The organism is Hymenobacter arcticus (assembly GCF_054779975.1).
On sequence record NZ_BAAGXF010000017.1, the window covers coordinates 1 to 17,401 of the forward strand.

Annotated in this window: 23 protein-coding genes; 13 read left to right on the top strand and 10 right to left on the bottom strand. The window is 58.4% G+C overall.

From position 1 onward, the window contains the following. Nucleotides 1–58: 58 nt before the first annotated feature. Both ACYVGC_RS21215 and ACYVGC_RS21220 read left to right on the top strand, forming a co-directional pair. Nucleotides 59–433, top strand: coding sequence for a DUF3732 domain-containing protein (locus ACYVGC_RS21215; protein ID WP_460585867.1), 375 nt, complete (start codon nt 59–61; stop codon nt 431–433). Between the two features lie 35 nt (nt 434–468). Then, nucleotides 469–1,800 carry a hypothetical protein gene (locus tag ACYVGC_RS21220; RefSeq protein WP_460585868.1) on the top strand — a complete coding sequence of 444 codons (1,332 nt, stop codon included), beginning with the start codon at nt 469–471 and terminating at the stop codon, nt 1,798–1,800. A 67-nt stretch (nt 1,801–1,867) separates the two neighbouring features. On the opposite strand, the gene ACYVGC_RS21225 is transcribed toward ACYVGC_RS21220, so the two are convergent. From ACYVGC_RS21225 to ACYVGC_RS21240, 4 genes are read right to left on the bottom strand one after another with little or no spacing between them, the layout of a single operon-like run. Further along, complete coding sequence (locus ACYVGC_RS21225) at nt 1,868–2,458, bottom strand: hypothetical protein (protein ID WP_460585869.1); 591 nt, start codon at nt 2,456–2,458, stop codon at nt 1,868–1,870. 2 nt (nt 2,459–2,460) lie between these two features. Then, complete coding sequence (locus tag ACYVGC_RS21230; RefSeq protein WP_460585870.1) at nt 2,461–2,925, bottom strand: helix-turn-helix domain-containing protein; 465 nt, start codon at nt 2,923–2,925, stop codon at nt 2,461–2,463. Further along, a complete protein-coding gene (locus ACYVGC_RS21235; protein ID WP_460585871.1) occupies nt 2,906–3,352 on the bottom strand; it encodes a hypothetical protein in 447 nt (148 codons plus the stop codon). The genes ACYVGC_RS21230 and ACYVGC_RS21235 overlap by 20 nt, the downstream gene beginning before the upstream one ends. Before the next feature lie 38 nt (nt 3,353–3,390). Continuing rightward, nucleotides 3,391–3,861: a hypothetical protein gene (locus ACYVGC_RS21240; protein WP_460585872.1), complete on the bottom strand. Its 471-nt coding sequence runs from the start codon at nt 3,859–3,861 to the stop codon at nt 3,391–3,393. Nucleotides 3,862–4,018: 157 nt separating this feature from the next. On the opposite strand from ACYVGC_RS21240, the gene ACYVGC_RS21245 reads away from it, so the two are divergent. From ACYVGC_RS21245 to ACYVGC_RS21260, 4 genes are read left to right on the top strand one after another with little or no spacing between them, the layout of a single operon-like run. Beyond that, nucleotides 4,019–4,411 carry a hypothetical protein gene (locus ACYVGC_RS21245; RefSeq protein WP_460585873.1) on the top strand — a complete coding sequence of 131 codons (393 nt, stop codon included), beginning with the start codon at nt 4,019–4,021 and terminating at the stop codon, nt 4,409–4,411. Between the two features lie 4 nt (nt 4,412–4,415). Then, nucleotides 4,416–4,739: a hypothetical protein gene (locus tag ACYVGC_RS21250; protein WP_460585874.1), complete on the top strand. Its 324-nt coding sequence runs from the start codon at nt 4,416–4,418 to the stop codon at nt 4,737–4,739. Next, a complete protein-coding gene (locus ACYVGC_RS21255) occupies nt 4,685–5,065 on the top strand; it encodes a hypothetical protein (RefSeq protein WP_460585875.1) in 381 nt (126 codons plus the stop codon). Before ACYVGC_RS21250 ends, ACYVGC_RS21255 begins: the two co-directional genes overlap by 55 nt. A 31-nt stretch (nt 5,066–5,096) precedes the next feature. Continuing rightward, entirely contained in the window at nt 5,097–5,222 is a 126-nt protein-coding gene (locus tag ACYVGC_RS21260; RefSeq protein ID WP_460585876.1) for a hypothetical protein, read from the top strand. A gap of 17 nt (nt 5,223–5,239) precedes the next feature. Here ACYVGC_RS21260 and ACYVGC_RS21265 read toward each other — a convergent pair whose 3' ends face one another. From ACYVGC_RS21265 to ACYVGC_RS21285, 5 genes are all read right to left on the bottom strand, one after another. After that, complete coding sequence (locus tag ACYVGC_RS21265; protein WP_460585877.1) at nt 5,240–5,533, bottom strand: hypothetical protein; 294 nt, start codon at nt 5,531–5,533, stop codon at nt 5,240–5,242. Nucleotides 5,534–5,552: 19 nt separating this feature from the next. After that, nucleotides 5,553–5,837 carry a hypothetical protein gene (locus ACYVGC_RS21270; protein WP_460585878.1) on the bottom strand — a complete coding sequence of 95 codons (285 nt, stop codon included), beginning with the start codon at nt 5,835–5,837 and terminating at the stop codon, nt 5,553–5,555. Between the two features lie 156 nt (nt 5,838–5,993). Then, on the bottom strand, nt 5,994–6,365 hold the full coding sequence (locus ACYVGC_RS21275) for an EthD domain-containing protein (protein WP_460585879.1): 372 nt from the start codon (nt 6,363–6,365) through the stop codon (nt 5,994–5,996). 55 nt (nt 6,366–6,420) lie between these two features. Then, nucleotides 6,421–7,215 (bottom strand): SDR family NAD(P)-dependent oxidoreductase, encoded by a 795-nt coding sequence (locus tag ACYVGC_RS21280; RefSeq protein ID WP_460585880.1) that lies wholly within the window; start codon nt 7,213–7,215, stop codon nt 6,421–6,423. An 86-nt stretch (nt 7,216–7,301) separates the two neighbouring features. Continuing rightward, nucleotides 7,302–7,883, bottom strand: coding sequence for a Crp/Fnr family transcriptional regulator (locus ACYVGC_RS21285; RefSeq protein WP_460585881.1), 582 nt, complete (start codon nt 7,881–7,883; stop codon nt 7,302–7,304). A gap of 250 nt (nt 7,884–8,133) precedes the next feature. Here ACYVGC_RS21285 and ACYVGC_RS21290 point away from each other — a divergent pair, with 250 nt between their 5' ends. Continuing rightward, nucleotides 8,134–9,150 (top strand): AraC family transcriptional regulator, encoded by a 1,017-nt coding sequence (locus ACYVGC_RS21290; RefSeq protein ID WP_460585882.1) that lies wholly within the window; start codon nt 8,134–8,136, stop codon nt 9,148–9,150. Here the strand turns inward: ACYVGC_RS21290 and ACYVGC_RS21295 are convergent. Continuing rightward, complete coding sequence (locus tag ACYVGC_RS21295; RefSeq protein WP_460585883.1) at nt 9,107–9,805, bottom strand: hypothetical protein; 699 nt, start codon at nt 9,803–9,805, stop codon at nt 9,107–9,109. The genes ACYVGC_RS21290 and ACYVGC_RS21295 overlap by 44 nt on opposite strands. A gap of 195 nt (nt 9,806–10,000) precedes the next feature. Between ACYVGC_RS21295 and ACYVGC_RS21300 the strand changes: the two genes are divergently transcribed. The 6 genes from ACYVGC_RS21300 (at nt 10,001) to ACYVGC_RS21325 (ending at nt 17,357) form a co-directional block, all read left to right on the top strand. Continuing rightward, complete coding sequence (locus tag ACYVGC_RS21300; protein WP_460585961.1) at nt 10,001–10,231, top strand: transposase; 231 nt, start codon at nt 10,001–10,003, stop codon at nt 10,229–10,231. Between the two features lie 338 nt (nt 10,232–10,569). Further along, on the top strand, nt 10,570–13,731 hold the full coding sequence (locus tag ACYVGC_RS21305) for a TonB-dependent receptor (RefSeq protein ID WP_460585884.1): 3,162 nt from the start codon (nt 10,570–10,572) through the stop codon (nt 13,729–13,731). Between the two features lie 79 nt (nt 13,732–13,810). Beyond that, nucleotides 13,811–15,142, top strand: coding sequence for an alkaline phosphatase family protein (locus tag ACYVGC_RS21310; protein ID WP_460585885.1), 1,332 nt, complete (start codon nt 13,811–13,813; stop codon nt 15,140–15,142). An 86-nt stretch (nt 15,143–15,228) separates the two neighbouring features. Continuing rightward, nucleotides 15,229–15,402: a hypothetical protein gene (locus ACYVGC_RS21315; RefSeq protein WP_460585886.1), complete on the top strand. Its 174-nt coding sequence runs from the start codon at nt 15,229–15,231 to the stop codon at nt 15,400–15,402. 83 nt (nt 15,403–15,485) lie between these two features. After that, nucleotides 15,486–16,310 carry a fatty acid desaturase family protein gene (locus ACYVGC_RS21320; RefSeq protein ID WP_460585887.1) on the top strand — a complete coding sequence of 275 codons (825 nt, stop codon included), beginning with the start codon at nt 15,486–15,488 and terminating at the stop codon, nt 16,308–16,310. Between the two features lie 18 nt (nt 16,311–16,328). Next, a complete protein-coding gene (locus tag ACYVGC_RS21325) occupies nt 16,329–17,357 on the top strand; it encodes a hypothetical protein (protein WP_460585888.1) in 1,029 nt (342 codons plus the stop codon). The last annotated feature ends 44 nt before the right edge of the window (nt 17,358–17,401 follow it).

The window sequence follows — 17,401 nt, forward strand, 5'->3', positions numbered from 1 at the left end:
CACCCCGCTCGAAATCGAACTTCACTACCTTTTCAACCTACCTTAGCTCGGTGTCCATTTGCACCCGACCACCTCACTGGGCTGCCACTTAATTTGCCTGCTGGCACTGCACAAGTTCTTTGTTGAAAAGAACAGGCCAGTGCCGCACTTTATCGTGTTCGACCAGCCTACCCAAGTGTATTTTCCACAGCTGAGCGGTTACCAAGCCCTTGATGGCACAGTGCAGGATTTAGCAGCTGTGGGGGCGGACGAAGCTGCCGTGCGACGCCTGTTCGCGTTGTTTTTTAAGGTGGTGAAGTTGTTGAGTCCTAACATGCAAATCATTGTGACCGAACACGCCAACCTAGATACACCGGAGTTTAAGGCTGCGCTGGTAGAAGAGCCTTGGACTAATGGGCGCGCATTGATTCCGCAGGAATGGTTAATCTCCTAAATTATTTCTATTCTCATTATAAGTAAAAATAAGTCATGAAAGAGGAAAAACCTAAAACAAGCACGCCTGCTTCTATTAATTCTGTAAACAAAATTCTTAAAGGATTTAAGAATAATATAAAATCGCTCTTGTATTATTTTAATACATTTGAAGTAGTAACGCAGGATGCTGATAAAAGTGAAGCAGATGAAAACGGTACTCGATTCAGAGAGGCGTTTTCTAGTCTAGGTCTTATTGTTCCTGCGAATAAAGACGATAAAGATGGTTTAAAGGCTTTTAAAAACAGCATGAATGAGCTTGTGGAGAAGTCGCCTCAAAAAATGACTTCTATACTTAAAGGCTTAGTTAACAAGTCAAAAGTTCCTACTAAAAACTTTGAAATATTTTCTAGGAGCTCGTTCATAATGTTAAGCAATTATTTTGAGTACTTGCTATCAGATTTGCTTGCTTATTATTACAATAAATACCAAGGCAATCTCAAAGAGAAGAAGTTTAATCTTACTCTGAAAGAGATTAATGAGTATGAAACAATTGCTGAGGCCGTACAAGCTTTTATAACGCAAGAAGTTGAATCTCTGATGGCTAGTCTTACTTTTGAAGACCTCTTAAAGCATTTTGAAAAAGAGCTTAAAATAAGTAACGAAAAATTATTAATAGATTGGAGGCTTATAACTGAATACCGAGAAAGGCGCCATTTAATTGTTCATAATGCTTCTGTAGTGAACAAGAAATATTTACTTCGAACAGGTAATCCTTTTAGGCTTAAAGTAGGTGACGTTGTGCATATCACAAAAGATTATTTTTTAAATGCTTGTAATGAGTATTATCTTGCTGGCTTATTACTATCTTATAATAGTTGGGGTCAATGGGATGGAAAGGAAACTACTGGATGCATTAAAAATATACTCAATGAATCTTTTGCTTTATTAGAAGCTAAAGAATACGGCATTAGTCATAAAATAACTAAATACGCGATTGACAATATTGAGGGTAGAACTTCTACGCAAGAGGACTACTTAGCTAGAATTAATTTTAATAGGCTTATATGTATCAAGAAAACCGAGAAAAAATCCGTCTTAGATAAAGAGCTTAAAGATATTAGGGTTGGTACTATGTCACCAGTTTTCAAGTTAGCTTACGCTATTCTTGCTGAACAGCATAGTGAGATTATGTCTTTAATTAAGCAAGTTAAAATGCTAGGAGAAATAAAGGCAGAAAATTATGAAGCGTGGCCAATTTTCGAATTTATACATGAGGTGCATGACCTTGATAAAGCCATTAGAGAAGAGTTTGATTTGCCATTAGTTAAGCCGGGTGCATCTGATGACGCACCTGATTTAGGCCCAATTGAAGAGCCAGTGGTATAAAAGCAAAGTGCCCCTACCAATACCGGTAGGGGCACTTTGTCTTTAAAAATATATATTAGGTGATATATTACTTCTTAGGGGAGGCACGCTTACGCTTCTTAGGCAATACCTTCTCTACTTTCTCAATGCTATCTTTCTCTTCTTCGGCTAAAATAGCAGCGTGTATTGCTTTTACTTCATCATCTGTGGGCTGTGTTTCCGACAAAAGCTCGCGGGCAGAGCGTAAAGGAAGAGATAAGCCTGCCATTACTGTGTCAGCTACTTTGCCTAATATCATACCACGTGCCGTAGAATAAGCTACTCCAATTAAAGATGTAGTAACTAATTCATTAGGAATTTCACGCTCAAAACGTTCATCATAGTAAAGCAAATCTGATAGATTTTCAACTGCAAATGATATAAATATTCGAAACTTTCCCTCAGCTGGTAAAATATTTTTTTCCTCATCTAATGCAACTGAATGGTATTGTAATTCAAAGCCTATAGTATTTGATTCACTTTTAACAAATGGAATAAATTTACACTCCTTTTGTCTAAAGCCATCTACTTGATGTGGCCAAATATCATGTGGCGTCTCCGCATTGTTGATATGGCATTCTAAAAAAATGCTTTGCTTAAGATAAATTTGATTCAAATCGGGCGCTGTATCTTCTGCCATAATCAAGAAAAATCATCAATAAGCGTTTTGACTGAAGAATTAGTTGGAGCGAGGTAAACATCATACTGTCCACCAGATTGTGCTTGCTGCTCAATAAACCGCTGGCTTCGTAATGAAGCAGGCATCTTGCGCAGCATAATTGGATGCATTTCTGGAGTAGTCGAATGAGTAATTGGCGTAACTGCTTTAATATGAAATTCAGCTCCTAGTGCCCGCTGTAGACGGGCGGCCATGAGCAGGTTCAGGGTGCGGTCGCCTCGAAAGAGTTGGGTGATGTAGCTAGCCGACGTACCCACAGCCTCGGCCAAGGCTTTGCGTGTGAGACCTTTGGCTTCCGAAAGGCGCTCCACTTCGCTCAGAAAACGAAACGACAGTACGTGAGCGGCCTGTTCGTCTTGCTGTTCTTGGATTTTTTCGTCGCGAAGCTTCCGCAGTGCAGCTTTGATTTCAGGCAGGGTCATCGTCATCGTCAAGGTTGGAGAAGGTGGTGTAATCGTATTGGTAGGACGCGACGGTCTCAATAAGGTTGATTTCAGCTTTTGAGTTTGTTTCCGACTTTTTCTTCAAATGCAGCCGAGCGGCGATAACAACGAACACTGGCTTGCCTGTTTCGTCGGATAAGCTACCCTGCTTACAGTAGATACGGTCATTTTCCTGGCCCTTAAAGAATTTCATGGCGGTTACATCCTTGCACCGCTCGTTGATATCCTCTTTATCGTACAGGTCAGTGTTGCGCAGCTTATTTATAAGTAGCTCTACAATGTAGTCGAATTTCTTCTGATGGCGAGTGTCTTGACTGATGTAGTCAAGTAGCTCAGGAGCGAAAGCCAAATCGAGGGCGACACAGATGCGGCCATCAGCCGATGTACGGTAAATAACAGCGTCGCGTCTCACAAAGTTAAGCTAGGGCTTAATTAGTTGCCAATATACAGCTAGTTCGGCCGGTTGAAGCTGGCGCGGAGTAGCGTTATCGTTTCCTCCTTGGCCGCTAACACCGTTTCCTGCATGCGTAGCTGGGCTTGCAGGTGCTCAATCTCTCTTTGAGCAGCTCTAAGGTCGCGCTGGCAGCCTTCGAGCTTGACATTATTCGTGATGGTGTTACCACTTCTAGTGTTGTTCTGAACGGTGCCCTTGTTACCTTTTATCGTCTGCTTATTGCTCGTGCCAGCTTGATTGAAATTCCCGGTCTGGGTAGTTCCAGAATCTGACTTGCTGGACATGAAAGGTTCGCCTTTGCCAGCCACGAGCCAGTTTAAGTTCATATCTTCAAAGTGCGCTACAATGCGTTCGATATAATCCGAACTGGGCTTGGTATCCTTGTCTAAGTAGTTTCTAGTGGTACTAGCTGGAGCACCGAGAGTAAAGCTGAACGCACGCACGCTCAGGCCAAGAGATTCAATCAAAAATTTTAGGCCCTGATTTATAGTCTCTTGCACTTTATTAAGCCCTTATGGTCTTTATTTAGCCCAAAATGTTTGGGCTATTTGTAGTTCATTATCGTGTGTTTGTACAGACGACAGCGGAAAGTAACGCATCCGCTCGCAAACTCTGTCAAACACGATGGCCGCACCCCACCCCGCTTTCGCTTTGCCGCAGCCCGACTATGACGCCCGGCCGGCCCCCTTTGCCGCCGTGCTCGTCACTGCTGGCTTCCAGCTCGACGCGCCGGCGCGTCCCTACCAGTACCCTGGCGTGCTGGGCGAGTGGGAGTCGCCCGAGCGCTGGAGCTACCGCGTCAGCCTCTCGGTAGCGGGTGAGCGCCGCCCTATGCTGGCTAGCCTCAGCTGTATTACGACCGAACGGGTAGAGTGGCTTTTCTCGGGCGTGCAGCTCGATGCGCCGGTCGACCTCACTTGGCTGCTCAGCCACAGCACCTCGCTGGCAGATGCCCAGCAGCGGGCCGCCCACCTGGCCGGGGTGCCTTCCTACGCTTTCTCACCTTCTACCCTGTAATGCCATGACGGACAAGCAGAAGTACTACCACCTTCTCGGGGAGGTCTGCGAAGCCATGCCCTCGTCGGCCGTGGATAGCGCGATTCGGGCCGGCTACGGCCAGGAGAACAAGTCGGCCAGCACGCGGCTGCACCACGTCAAGCAGGGCAAAGTAGCCTCGCTCACGGACCTGCTGGCTCTGGTGCGCTTCTCTATGCCCAATTACGATACCGGCCTCCCTGCTACCCGAGGAAGCGCCCGAAGCACAGCCCGCGCCGCTTTTCCGCTAGGGTTATGGAAGCGCGCGCTCCTTACCAATCAGCCGCGCCCAAAGGCCCCCGCAACCTGACCCAGGGGCTAGGGGAGTGGCTGCGCGCCCAGGGCTTTAGCGCCAGTGAGCAGCGCCAGCCCACTTTTTGCCTGCTCACTGCGCACTGGACAAGCCCACGCTTCGAGCGCTTTGAATTGACTTATTCCTGGAAGGTCGGGCCTAATCCCGATGCCAACTGCCAGCTGCGCGTGCTCAGCCACCAGCTAGGCCCCCAAGTAGAGGTGCTCTTCACGTCCCAGCGCGTGCGCCGGCTCAAAGAAGTGCGCCTGCTGCTGCTGGGCAACGTGCGCTACCACAACGCCCGGCTGTTGGCCCGGCCGGCTGCTACCCCCGCTACTTCCTAATTCTCCTTTCTCCTAACCTGCTTTTTGTCAAATGCTTGTCAATAATACCCCCGCCCTGCCGCCCGCCAAGCCCTGCATCCGCGACCTGCACGAGCTGCAGCACGTGGTGCTGAGCCCGCAGCTGGTGATGCTCTCGCCCCTGGAGGAGCTGTCGTAAGGCTGCCGGGGGGCCACTCAGTGCAAGCCTTCGGGGTCTTGGTAGAGGTAGCCAAAAGCGAGCAACCACGCCGTGTGAAGCAAGTGGCTGCATAAGCCTCCCTCGTAAATATCCTGCACCAATAGCCCTAGCCGGTGAAAATGCTGGTAGCAGTACGCCTTGGTATGCAAGCTTATGCGGGCAAAGTCGAAGAGGGCCAGCGGGGGGCAACGGCGCGGAACGCCCGCGGGGGCCAGACCGGCAGCCAGCAGGAGCGGGGCCACTTCGGTGGCATGGCGGGCCAATTTGTCGGGTTCTACGGGTGAATACATGGTAGCTCGTTTAGGGGTTTTACCGGATTATCAGAGATTTGGCACGCACGGTATGGCTGGCGAAGTAGCCGACGGCTTTTTTAGGCGAACTGGCAGCCAGGTTGCGCACGTTGGTGCGCAACCTGGCCAGCGGCGGGGCAAACAAGCCACTGTTGTTGAGTTGGATGCGCACCTCGTTGAGACAATAGTAGTTGTCCGCCGTTAGGGCCTCCAACTCGACCCGCACCCGGTCGCCCTGGGCGAAGAGTACCCCCCGGTTCGGGTTGGGGGGCAGGAGCAGCCCCCGGCAGTAGGTGCCGTCCACTAACGCGTCCGAGCCACTTACAGGTCTTCGGGCTGGTTGCGCAGCACGCCGTTGCGACCAGTAGGGGCGTGGTGCGGGGCGCGCTCAGGTCCACTCATCCTCGCAGTCGGCGAGTGTCAGGGCAGCTGCCAGGCTGAGGAAAGCAACGTGCCTACCTCAACGTGGCGGCTCTTCAGCCGTTTCCCCTGACAACACTACGTGCTCGGCTAGCAACAGAAATCCGCACCCGTGCAGGTCCAGAAACTTCATTTCGTCGGGGCGGATGAGGCGCAGATACTCCTCGTCGTCGAAGACGTTGGCGATGTCCTCGGGGGTGTCAAACCACAGTTCCGTGGTGCCGTCGTAGGCGAAGGGCGGCAGGCCGGGCAGCACAAGGGGGATGGTATGGCCCTGCACATAGCGGCGCACGTACTGCCGCACGGCGGGCACCGACATAAAGAGCGGGGCGTGCTTGGTCCGGTGATACTGCACGAATTCTTCGTGCGTCATGTCCGGCCGCTTACGCAGGAGAATGGTGAACTTTACCATCGCTGAAAAAAGAAAAAAAGGAGGTAAAAAGAATGCGCCGCCGGAGCCGCGGCACCTATTGGATGGCCCGCGACACCCGCGTGGCAATGGCCAGCAACAGCCGCCGCGAAGGCATCAGGCCGGTGCTCAGGGCCAGCAGCTGGTTGCGCCAGCCGGGCACCACGTTGAGCTGCCCCCGCTGCATGCCCCGGTAGCCCGCCGCCGCCACGGCCGCCGCATCGGCCTGCCGGCCCTGGGTATTGGCCGCCTTTTCCATGCCGGCGCGGGCCACGAAGCCCGTTTTGGTCACGTTGGGATTGAGCACCGTGGCCGTAACGCCGGTGCCCCGCAACTCAGCATGCAGGGCTTCGGTGAAGTGCATGACGTAGCTCTTGGAGGCCGCGTAGGCCGCCAGCTGCGGCACCGGCTGAAACGCCGCCAGCGACCCCACATTGAGAATGCGGCCCTGCCGCCGTGCCACCATGTGCGGGGCAAAGTGCGTGGTGAGCGTAGTCAGAGCCGTGACGTTGAGCGCCACCATGTTCTCGTACACGGCCGGGTCGGCCTGGGCCACGGGGCCGTAGTCGCCATACCCGGCGTTATTAACCAGGTACTGGATGGGGAAGGGCTGCTGCTGGCACCACGCGTAGAGGGCCGTGGCCTGGCCGGCCCCGGACAGGTCGAGGGCCTGGTAAGCGACCTCAATGCCGTAGGTGTGCTCCAACTCGTGCTGCACGGCGCGCAGGGACTCTTCGCGGCGCGCCACCAGCACCAGGCTGATGCCGTCGCGGGCAAAGCATTTGGCCAATTCGTAGCCAATGCCGCCGGAGGCACCCGTAATGAGGGCCCGGGGGGCAGGATTTTGTTGCATGAAGGGGGACTTTGGTGACGGCCACAAAATTCCGTCTACCCCGCCCCGCCAAACGTTGACGTTGGTTAAGAACGCCCGGGGACGGCCTATTTATTTTGCTGGCCGAGCCGGTGGCGAATGCGGCTCAGCGACTCGGGCTGCACGCCGAGGTACGAAGCCAGCTGCGCTTGGGACACCTGGGCCAGTAAGTCTGGCTGGTGCCGCTGCACGTACTCGTAGCGCTGCGTTGGGGTGTAGAATTGCAGCAACTCTACCCGCTCGTTGAGCTGCTGGTAGACCTGCTCGGCTATCAGGCGGCCAATATGGTCCCACCGGGGCGACTCCCGGTAGAGCCGTTGCACCAGTTCGTAGGGCAGGGCCAGCACCTCGGCCTCCTGCACCGCCTGCCAGTTGTAGCGCGACGGCTGCTGGGTCAGAAAGCTCTGGTAATCCGTTAGAAAGCCGTTCGCCCTGGCAAAGCGGCAGTTCACTTCGTGCCCCCCACTGCGCAGGTAGTACATGCGAAAGAAGCCGGCCGTCACAAAAAAGACCGCCCCGCACACCTGACCGGCTTCCAAAAGATGCTCGCCCTTGGCGATGGTGCGAGGCACTACGTGCGGCAGCACCAGGGCCATGTCCTGCTCCGTGACTGGAAAGAGCGCGGCAAAAAAAGAGTGAAGCGGGTGCATGGCCAGCAAGGTAGCGGTTTTCTGGCCGGCCGGCCGGTTCGACAAGCGCGAAAGCAGGGCCTTGTGTGAGCCCCGTATTTTACGGTCAGCACGGGTCGCCGCGTTACGTTGGCAAGGCAGGTGAGCTCGTAACCGCTGCCGGCAAGCGGCCAGCGTATAAGGCGCTTTCCGCAGGTTGAGCAGCCGGCCCGCGTCGGAGTCTCTTAGTTCAACGCGGGCTCAGTACTTTGTAATTTCCCTTCTACTGCTGATGCCACCTGATACCCTTGCCGCTTCTACCCTCCACATGTTGCTGTGGGCCGCTGGCCAGCACGGAGCCGATGTGCCGACGCTTTGCCGGGCCATCGACTACGACTTTGTCCCGACCAGCAGCCCCGATGCCCGCGTGCCCATTGCCACCATCCAGCGCCTGTGGCCGCTGGTGATAGCGGCCACCCACGACCCGCATTTCGACCTGCACCTCGGGCGCTTGCTTGATTTTACCACCGCGGGCACGCTGGCGTATGTGCTGCTGCACGCACCCACGCTCGGGGCGGCCATTACCCAACTGTGTCGCTACCAAGACCTAGCGTGCCAGGGCGTGCGCACGCTGCAAACGCCTGCGCCCGAGTGGCCCGGCGGCAGCTGGCTGCGGCTGGAGGTGACAAGCGCGGCCATCATCCATCCGCGTTACGTCCTCAACTCGGAGCTGTCGATTTATTGCGCGGCCTTCGCCACGCTCATTGGCCAACCCGTGACGCCGCTAGCCGTGCACCTGGCCTACCCCCGCCCGCCCGATACGCAGGCGCACGAGCAGGCGTTCGGCACGGCGGCGCTGGTGTTTGAGGCGCCAGTCACCCAAATAGCCTTTGCTGCTGCCACGCTGGCCCAACCCGTGCTGCATGCCCACCCCGGGCTGTTTCCGTTGTTTGAGCAGCACGCGGCAGTGCTGCTGGCCCAGCTGCCGGCCAACCAGCCGCCTCCCCTCGTCGAGCAGGTGCGCGGCGAAATCGTGCGCCAATTAAAAGGGGAAGCGCCTACCTTAGCGGCCGTCGCCGACCGCCTGCATCTGGGCGTGCGAACGTTGCAGCTCAAACTCAAAGAAGCCAATCAGACGTACCAGCACTTGCTGGATGCGGTGCGCTGCGAACTCGCCCAGCGCCATTTGCGCGAGCCCTACCTCAGCACCACCGATATTGCTTTCTTGCTGGGCTACGCCGAAGCGAGCGTGTTTGTGCGCGCTTTTAAGAAATGGACGGGGCAGACGCCCGGGGCGTTTCGCCGCTAGGCAGGCCGCCAGCGTCTCGGTTGCGGTCCACCCAATAGGCCAGCAGTACCGTCAGCCAGAACAACTGCCCCGACCATCCCAGCGCCCCTACCGAAGCGGGTGGCGGGCTCAGCAGGCCGCCCACGTGCACCAGCCCCAGAAAAGCAACCAGCCCCACCAAGCCATAGCGCCCCACTTTATTGCGGGCCGTGGTGCGCCGCCCATAAAGCCACAGGCCCGCGCCCAGCAGCGCAAATTCAACCACCTGCGTCAGGGCGAAGTGGTTCCACAGCCCGAACCCGAACCGGGGCGAAGGGCCGGGGTAGAGCGGCAAATCGGGGATATGCACGACCAAATCGAGCAACCAATGGCTGGGTACCAGCAGCCCCACCAGCACCGCGCTCCGCAGGTTGCGGCGCAGCAGCCAGTAGACCAGGCCCAGCAGCAGGCCGGCCACCAACTCGCCCACCAGGCTGTGGGTGAAGGGGTAGTAGACAAAATCAAAGGCGTTGGTGGCCGTGAAGTGCGGTACGATGCGGACCCGCTCCACGCCCAGCAGCAGCAGAGTGGGCCACACCAAATCGGCTAGCTGGGCGGCGAGAAATAGGGTGCCCAGCGACACCCGGGGTTGAAGGGTCTTGGCGCCGAAGCCGACGCCGAAATGGCCGAGAAACATAGTGGTAGCGGAGAATGTGGTGAGAGTGCCCTACAAAGGTCCGGCGCTGTCCCAGCGGCGTTGCTGGCCATTTCCGTAAATTGAATTGACCAAAAGCGAAATTCTACCTGACCTATTCATCAGGAAAAAGTAGTTGGAACCAGGGCCAGCCGCCCTGCACTGGCTCATGTCGTTCTAGCTACTCCGTACCTGGGCCTGGCCAGCGAAAACCGCTCTACCCTGGCCGCTGCCCGCGCCTTGAATATCGACCCCAAGCGGCTCTACGCATGGCAGAAAGCGGCCCGGCAACCCTTGCCCGCTGACCCCGCCGAGGTGCGGGCCCTGCGGCAGGCCAACAAACGGCTGGCGCAGGAACTGGAAACTTTAAAAAAGCCAGCGCTATCTTCTCGACCATCCCGCCGCCGTAAGTCAGTTGCAGTTTGTTGACCAACAGCGCCTTCACTACCCGGGGTAGATACTCTGCCAGGTGCTGAACACCGGGTCTAGCTAAGGCGCGTCTTTCTGACGCCGATGAAGTTCTTAAACTGTCTAGCGTAACTAGACCACCTTAGACTTCCATGAAGGAGGAAAGGGGATGGGGCGCGCCTCAAATTTCGCTCTGCCGTGGGAGTCCTTCTGTCTTCGCCCTGTCCGACCGCTTCCTAAATAGCTTCATTGAAAGAATACAATCCAATAGCAAAAAAGGACACAATATGACCTTCTGAGCGTCATATTGCCTTGACCAGCTTTCGGCACCTTTGCGGCCTCATTCAGTCTTCATGAATATGGCTCAACGTCTAATCCCCTTCCTCTTCTTATGGCTGCTGCTAGGTAGCCAGCTGAGCTTCGGCCAATCTACAGATGCTTCCATTGCCGGGCGGGTGGTGGATGACAAGGGCGAGACGCTGCCGGGCGTCGTGGTACTGGTGCGCAACGAGGCCACGGGCTTCCAGACTACTACCGTGACCGGAGTGGATGGGCGCTACCTGCTACGGCAGTTGCCGCTGGGCAAGCCCTACAGCGTGCGGGCGAGCTTCGTAGGTTCGGGCACGCAGGTGAAAAATGAGTTGGCACTGAACCTGGGCGACCAGCTGGCGGTAGACTTTACGCTGGCCCCCGCCAGCGTGGGCCTGGCAGAAGTGGTGGTGCGGGGCAACGCCCTCAATAGCCGCATCGACCGGCTGGGTAGTAGCACGGCCATCACGGACCAGACTATCCGGGAGATTCCGGTGCTCAACCGCAGCTTTACCAACCTCGCCTCGCTGGCCCCTACCTCCAACGGGGGTAGCGTGAGCGGGCAACTGGCCTCCTCCACCAACTACCTCATTGATGGGGTAAGCGCCCGCAACAACCTTACGTCGGGCGCGGTGGGCAACGGCCCATTCTCGCTGTCGCTGGAAGCCATCCGCGAGTTTGAGGTAGCCACCAACGTGTACGACGTGACCCAAGGGCGGCAGGGCGGCGGCACCATCAGCGCGGTGACCAAGTCGGGCACCAACACGTTTACGGGGTCGATTTTCGACTACTACCGGGCCGATTTTCTGGCCAGCCCTTATGACATTCGGGGTAATAAGCGCACCCAGAATTTTACGACCAACCAGTACGGCTTCAGCCTCGGCGGCCCCATCATCAAGGATAAGCTGCACTTCTTCACCGCCCTGGACCGGCAGGACCAGTCGGCACCGTTCTTTATTGCCGATATCAAGTCGGACGCCGACGCCAACGCGCTGGGTATTAGCCGGGCAGTGCTCGACTCGGTGCTGACCATCGGACGCACTAAGTATGGCCTGGGCGCCGGGGCCCAAACCGGCGAGTTTGGCCGCAAGACGCTGGCCAACACGTTTTTTGCCCGCCTCGACTGGCAGATTAACGCCCGTAACCGCCTGACGCTGCGCAACAACTACAGCGACTGGAACAACCCAAACAGCACCGATGACAACTCGGCTATCAACCTCTACGAGGTGTACGGCAACTTTAAGTCCCGCGAGAACAGCACTTTGGCTTCGCTGCGCACGCAGCTCAGCCCCACCTTCGTCAACGAGTTGAAGGTGCAGTACCAGTCGGTGCGCCGCAACTACACCACCAACGAGGCGCTGCCCGACGCCAACATCCCGCGGGCCATCGTGACGGTGCGCTCGCGCCTGCCCAACGGCAACCTGGGCAGTACCTCGGTGCAGCTCGGCGGCCAGCGCTTCACGCCGGAGAGCAACCTGGAAAACCAGGTGCAGCTCGTGAACACCAGCTACTGGACCAAGGGGCGCTACAACTTCACTTTCGGCACCGACAACACGCTGACCTACCTCGATACCTACATTTCGAGTGAGCAGAACGGGCGTTTTGTATTCAACAGCCTCAAGGAATTCAACGACCTAAATCCTTCGCGCTACGCCCGCGAGGTGCCATTGCAAGGCGTGCCGTCGGTGCAGCAGTACGTGCTGAATGCCTCGCTTTTTGGCCAAGTGCAGTACAACCCGCTGCCCAACGTGGAGGCCATTGTGGGCCTGCGCTGGGACCTGACCAGCTACCGCACGCCGGGCGCCTACAACCCCGTGGTGGAGGAAGCCCTGGGCCTGCGCACCGACAACAACCCCACCGACTGGAACAACTTTCAGCCCCGCTTGCAGCTGACCTGGGACGTGAAGGGCGAGCGCAAGAGCATCATCCGGCTGGGCGGCGGTATTTTCTCGGCCAACCCCGTGAACTACGCCCAGGTCAACAACATCCAGAACAGCGGCACGCTGGTGGGCTCCATTGACGTGACGCGGCCCTCGACGGGCACCAACCCCGTACCCCGGCCCAACTTTCCGGCCTACCGCGCCGACCCCAGCACCGCGCCTGGCCTGCTGCCGGGCGTGCCCTACGTGTCCACCATCAACCTGAACGACAGGAACTTGCAGGTGCCCAGTATCTACAAGGCCAACCTGAGCTTGAACCGCATCGTGAACAGCTGGCTGCGGGTGGGGGCCAACTTCCTGTACTCGTACACCAACAATAACTACGTGTACCTGGACCGCAACCTGGTGGACCAGCCCTACTTCACGCTGGACAATGAGGCCGGCCGGGGCGTGTTTGTACCAGCCGCCAGCATCACGGCGGGTGGCATCACCAATAGCGTGTTGGGGCGCAAGACGCAGGCCGTGGGCCGCACCCTGGAATTTACCAACGGCGCCAAAGTGCAGCAGTTTGCCATGGTGGCCGACGCCGAGCTGCGCTACGCCAAGGACGGCTTTTTCAACGCCAGCTACACCTGGAACTCGACCCGCGACAACACTTCCTACAACGGCAACGTGGCCAACACATCCACGTTCCGGCCCATCAAATCGGACCCGCGCGACCTGAGTGAGCTCAACTATTCCGACAACCAGTTTCGGCACAAAGTAGTGTTTTACGGTGCCTCGCCCAGCGTGAAGGGCTTCGTGCTGAGCGGCCGCTTCACCGGCCTGGGCGGCACGCGCTACTCGCTCACCGTGGACTCCGACATCAACGGCGACTTCGTGGGCGGGCCCGGCACCGACAACGACTTGGCGTTCGTGTTTGACCCCAACAACCCGAATACGGCCCCCGCAGTGGCGGCCTCCATGCAAAAGCTGCTGGCCAACCCCGACAACCGCGCTGTCGACTACATCCGCCGCAGCCTGGGCAGCATCGCCGAGCGCAACGGGGGCGTGAACCCCTTCTCGGGCACCTTCGACGTGCGCCTGCAAAAGACCTTCAAAACCTACAAAAACCAGGGCTTCACGCTCAGCGCCGACGTGTTCAACTTCGCCAACCTGCTCAATAAAGGGTGGGGCGTGAACTACAACCTGGGCCAGCAAAACCTGCTCACGGCCACCGGCTTCAACCAAAACACCCGGCGCTACACCTACCGCGTGAACGAGAACGTGGGCACCACCAACCAGAACGGCACGCCCTACCAGATTCAGCTGGGTGCCCGCTATTCTTTCTAATAAAACGACGGATTGGGCCGCCGGATTTTTCTTCGGGATACCGGCCGTTTACCTCTATCTCGCTACTAAACAGTTGCTTATGAAATTTCTGTTTGCTGCCCTCGGCCTAAGTTTTGGCCTGACTACCAGCGCCCTGGCCCAGCCCGCCAAGCACGTCGTGCTCATCAGCATCGACGGGTTTCGCCCCGATTTTTACCGCGAAGCGAAGTGGCCTACCCCTAATTTGCAGCGCATGGCCGCCCAGGGCACCTCAGCCGATGGCGTGCGGGGCGTGTTCCCGAGCGTGACCTACCCTTCGCACACCACCCTTATTACGGGCGTGGCCCCGGCCCAGCACGGCATCTACTACAACTCGCCCTTCGAGCCCGACGGAGCTACCGGCCGCTGGTACTGGGAGGAAAGCCTGATTAAAACCCCGACCCTCTGGGACGCCGTGCGCCAGGCGGGCGGCAAAACGGCCTCCGTGTCGTGGCCCGTGACGGCGGGCGCGCCCATCGACTACAACGTGCCCGAGGTGTGGTCGCTGACCAATAAGGACCGCCTCACACCGGTGCGCGAGCAAACCACGCCCAAGGGCCTGTTTGAGGAAATTGAGCGCAACGCTACCGGCCCGCTCACGGCTCGCGACATGAGCAGCGACTACGTGAGCGGCGACGAGAACGGCAGCCGCATCGCCGCCTACCTGCTCGAAACCTACAAGCCTACCCTGCTCACGCTGCACGTATTCGGGGTAGACCACGCCGAGCACCAGGACGGCCGCGACGGCGAGCACGTGCGCCGCGCCCTGGCCACCGCCGACTGGGTAGTGGGCAACCTGGTAGAAGCCCTGGCCAAAGCCGGCATCGACAAAGAGACCGCCGTGATTGTGACCGGCGACCACGGCTTCGTGGACATCACTACGACCTTGGCGCCCAACGTGTGGCTGGCTGAAAATGGCCTCTATGCTGCCGAAAAGGGCAGTTGGAAGGCCCAGTTCCACACCTCTGGCGCGGCTGCTTTCTTAATACTGAAAGACTCCAAGGATAAGAAAACGCTGGCGCAGGTGCGCCAGCTGCTGGCCGCCGCGCCCGCCGAGCAGCGCAAGCTGTTCCGGGTAGTGGAGCGCGCCGAGCTCGACCAGATTGGGGCCGACCCGCACGCCGCGCTAGCCCTGGCCCCGGCCCTAGGGGTATCGATGAGCGCCGCCCGCGAAGGGGCCGTAGTGCGGCCCGGCAAAGGCGGCACCCACGGCTTCTTTCCCGACAACACGCAGATTCAGACCGGTTTTGTGGGTTACGGGCCGGGCTTTAGCGCCGGCAAAGTAGTGCCCCAGATGGCCTTGCAGGATGTGGCCCCCATCACCGCCCAACTGCTGGGCCTGCCATTTAATCCCAGTAAGAGCACGTTGCCTGCGCAGGTAGTGCTTCCTTAAGGTGAGGGGAGATAGCCAGGCAGCCGTACAGTCAATCAGTTAATCAAGTAGTATCGCCTCAACCAAACTGCTCCGCGCAGTGTTGGTTGAGGCGATACCTTTTCAGGCTGGTTGCCCTTGTCTTCACGTCCGAGGGCCTGGCGCAGGTGCAGCAGCAGGCCGCCGCCGGGCAGCCTATCAACATCAACCCCAATTTCTGCGAGTTGCGGCGGCACGGCCTGCGGGCAGAGCGGGAGGCCCGAGCCTACCGCCCGTGGTAACAATGCTGGTAAAGTCCTATTAATTGACTGTCCTGCCGGGGGCGGCTTTTAATCCTTGTTCCGATACAAAGCGTAGTAGCAGTATGGCCCACAATCACCCCACTGCCGGCAGTGCCGGCCTGCCGCCCGCCCGGCAATTTGCCGACTTAGTGCCGATTACGAACGGGCAGCGGGTGCTCACGCTGGTGCTACCCTTTGGGTGCGCGGCACTTTATTTTGGGTTTGCCGCGCTGGGTTGGTGGGTGCCGGCCGTGGGGATGCTCATGGCCCTGAGCTTTCTTACCTACGGCTCGACCTCGCACGACCTAGTGCATGCCAATTTGGGGCTCAGTAGACCCGTCAACGACTTCTTCCTGAGCGTGATTGAACTGCTGGCGCTGCGCAGCGGCCACGCCTACCGGCTGGCCCACCTGCACCACCACGCCCGCTACCCCGCGCCCGACGATATTGAGGGGGCCGCGGCCGGTATGTCGCTGTTCGGCGCGCTGCGCGAGGGTCTTACGTATAATTTTAAGCTCTATTTCTGGGCGCTGCGCCAGGAGCGGGGCGACAAGCGCTGGGTGCGCGGCGAGGGCCTGGCCTGCCTGCTGCTGGTAGTGGGGGCGGGGGCCCTAGCCCTGGCGGGCCATCCGGTGCTGCTCATTTACGCGGCCCTGATGACGCTGGGTAGCTGGCTACTGCCGCTGATGACGTCCTACTTGCCGCACCGGCCCCGCGAGCACAACGTGTTGTTGCAGACGCGGTTATTTCGAGGGCGCGTGGCCTCGGTGATTGCCCTGGAGCACCTCTACCACCTGGAGCACCACCTGTACCCGGCCATTCCGCACCACCACTGGCCCGAGCTGGCCAAGCGCCTCGACCCATACTTTGCGCAGCAGGGCGTGGAGCCCACCACGCTGGGCTTTTAACCCGCTGCTGTTTTCGCTATGCCCGCCCCCGAGTCGCCCCACCCCATCCCCCAAACCGGATTTTTATCCGCCTTGGCCGGCGACGGCCGGCGCTTGCTGACGCTGGTGGGGTTGAGCTTGGTGCTGAGCGGCGGGTTTGCCCTGTTTTTGGCGGCCACGCGCCAGCTGCTGCCCCACGATGTAGCCTACCTGGGCGTGGTGGCCAGCCAAATCTGCGGGGCCAGCGACGGCCGAATTCTGCACTTTATGTTCCACGACCGGGCCGCGTTTGGCGGGGCCGTGGTGGCCACCGGGCTGCTGTATAGCTGGCTGGCCGAGTTCCCGCTGCGGCAGGGCCAGCCCTGGGCGTGGTGGGTGCTGCTAGGCAGTGGCCTGCTGGGCTTTAGCAGTTTTCTGGCTTACCTGGGCTACGGGTATTTTGATGTGTGGCACGGCACGGCCACGGCCCTGTTGCTGCCGGTGTTTGGGCTGGGGCTGGCGCGCTCGTTTGGGCGGCTGCCCCCCGGCGCGCGGCACCTGCGCAGCGTGGGGCGGCCCGCGTTTGCCGGGGTGTGGCGGTCGCGGGCGGGCGTGGGGCGGGCCTGCCTGCTCGTGATGGGTTTGGGCATGGTGCTGGCGGGCTTCACCATCGTTGGGGTGGGCATGACCAGCGTATTCGTGCCGCAAGACCTGCACTACCTCAATCTGACTGCCAAAGAGTTAACGGTGCTTAGCCCGCACCTGATACCGCTCATCGCGCACGACCGGGCGGGCTTCGGTGGGGCGCTGGCCAGCTGCGGGGTAGCCCTGTTTTGCTGCGTGTGGTGCGGGGCCCCCAGCCCGAGCCTCTGGCAAGTGCTGGCCCTGGCGGGGGGCGTGGGCTTTGCTACGGCCATCGGGGTGCATCCGCTCATCGGGTACACCGATTTTAGCCACCTCGCCCCGGCCTTCGCGGGGCTGGGGCTGTTCGTGGCGGGCCTCTGGCTTGGTTATCCGGCTATGCACGGCCCGCAGCGTCGGGAAAGTCTATACCACCCAGACCAGCTCGCGCGCTCCGTGCCGGTGTAGCCCGCTGCGTCTGTATCCTTTTGCCACTGGCCAATTTCTGCGGT